This is a genomic window from Microbacterium sp. (genome assembly GCF_030149085.1).
Lineage (GTDB): Bacteria > Actinomycetota > Actinomycetes > Actinomycetales > Microbacteriaceae > Microbacterium.
The window spans coordinates 1-1,863 of sequence record NZ_JASBSF010000081.1 but is presented as its reverse complement, the minus strand read 5'-3'; the positions used below and the strand labels follow the sequence as shown (position 1 = coordinate 1,863).

The window sequence follows — 1,863 nt, the reverse complement described above, 5'->3', positions numbered from 1 at the left end:
TTCTTCGAACGTTTCGGCGGAATCACCGTCATCCTCGCCCGATTCGTTCCGATCGTGCGCACCTTCGCCCCCGTCGCTGCGGGCGTTGGACACATGCCCTGGCGCAGGTACACGCTCTACAACTTGATCGGCGCGCTGCTGTGGGGATTCGGTCTCACCATGGTCGGCTACCTCATCGCCTACATCCCGTGGGTTCGTGACCTCGTAACCGAGTACATCGACATCATCCTGTTGATTGCGGTCGGCGGCACGGCGCTGGTCGTCGCCTACCACTACTTCAGCGAGAAGTGGAAGTCGCGGAAAGAAGCAGCGTCAGGCGAGAAGCTCGAGACGGATGCCGCCGAAGCGCGCGACCTGGCTCTGGAGCCCGACGTGTTCGAGCACCGCCCCGAGGACTCTCAGTAAGGGTCGGTCAGCCGGCGCGCGCCGCGTATTCGTTCGCGCGCCGAGCCACCTCATCGACGTAGCTGTCCAGGTTGTTGTAGCTGAACACCGCAGCCCGCCAAGCCTCAGCGGTTGCAACCGATCCGGAGGCGCACAGATAGCGAGCTGCGCCGAGCGCGGCATCGTCGATCTGGTTCGGGTTGGCATCGCCGTCGCCGTTGCCATCTGAGCCCCAGCTCGACCACGTCGAGGGGATGAACTGCATGGGCCCCACGGCGCGATCCCAGACGGTGTCGGCATCCCACCGCCCACCATCGGTGTCGGGGATCGCCTGAACCCCGTTCCCGTCCAGCGCGGCACCCCGAACGGCGGGCTCGGGGAATCCGTCTGTCCCGAGCACCGCTCCCCCGTGGCGCCCGTGATCTGACTCCACCGATCCGATCGCGGCGATCGTGTTCCACCCCAGTCCGCAGCCGGGTTGCATCGTCGAGATCGCCAGTGCTGCTGACGCGTACGCGGTCATGGCCCGCTCCGGGATGCCGGTCGCGGCGGCTACACGCGCCACCCAGGCCGGATCAGGCCCTGAGCTCATGGGTGCCGGGCTCGAGGTCGCTGCATCGTGCACCGTGTCTGCCGCAGCATCCGTGTCTGCGACGGGCGGTTCCGGCGCCACGGCAGGCGGCGCCTCCGACCCGCGCTCCCCCGCGGGAGCTGACACCGCCGCAGAGACATTCAGCAACACCCAGACGAGCGTCCCTGCGATCACAAGAATCGCTGCAAGCAGGCCGAGCGTGCCACCGATTCCAGAGCGCACTGGCGGGTCGGGTGAGTGGTTCATCGGTTCAGTCATGTCGAGTCGCCCAGATGATAGCGATGCGAGACGAACGGATGCCGACACCATCAGCATCAGCGATCTCCATCCTCTGCCCGCTACTGTTCGTAGCGCACACCTACGGAGACCCGATGACCCTCTTTGACGAACCGGATCCGGCGGGCGACGATCATCCGTCGGATCCGCCGAGCCGGCGACGCAGCACCACCGGATGGTGGGTTGCGCTAGGCGCGCTCGTCATTGCGATCGGACTCGGCGCGAGCGTGATGTTCGCTCAGCACCTGCCTGAACCGGTGCGTGGCTGGCTGCTGCCCGCTCAGGGGTGGGTTGCGCAGACGCTCGATCTGCCCGGCGACTGGGGGCCTGTGCCCGAGCCGTCAGCCGCAGTCGCGACGCTCGCCGATCAGATGTCGCTGACAGATTCGGGGCGTGAGGTGTTCTATCGCACCGAACCAGAGCTGGTCGGCGACGACATCCTGACCCTGTGCGAACGAGGGCACGGCGGTGAGCCCGATCCGTCCCCCTCTCCATCGCAGGGGGGCGAGGCAGAAGGCGGCGCGGTGACCCTCGGCTGCTACCGGCCGAGTACGGATCGCATGTACCTCTTCGAGCCGGGCGACGAGCGCCTCACGGGCTTCACGGTGACA

The 1,863-nt window shown here is 66.9% G+C and carries 2 protein-coding genes and 1 pseudogene; 2 read left to right on the top strand and 1 reads right to left on the bottom strand.

Going from position 1 to position 1,863, the window contains the following annotated elements:
- A partial coding sequence (locus Q1V87_RS03380) for a VTT domain-containing protein (protein WP_300590851.1) occupies nt 1–405 on the top strand: 405 nt, incomplete at its 5' end.
- Between the two features lie 7 nt (nt 406–412).
- Here the strand turns inward: Q1V87_RS03380 and Q1V87_RS03375 are convergent.
- Nucleotides 413–1,234: a lytic murein transglycosylase gene (locus Q1V87_RS03375; protein WP_300590850.1), complete on the bottom strand. Its 822-nt coding sequence runs from the start codon at nt 1,232–1,234 to the stop codon at nt 413–415.
- Between the two features lie 113 nt (nt 1,235–1,347).
- Between Q1V87_RS03375 and Q1V87_RS03370 the strand changes: the two are divergent.
- Nucleotides 1,348–1,863: pseudogene (locus tag Q1V87_RS03370) on the top strand (hypothetical protein); the annotation flags it as partial.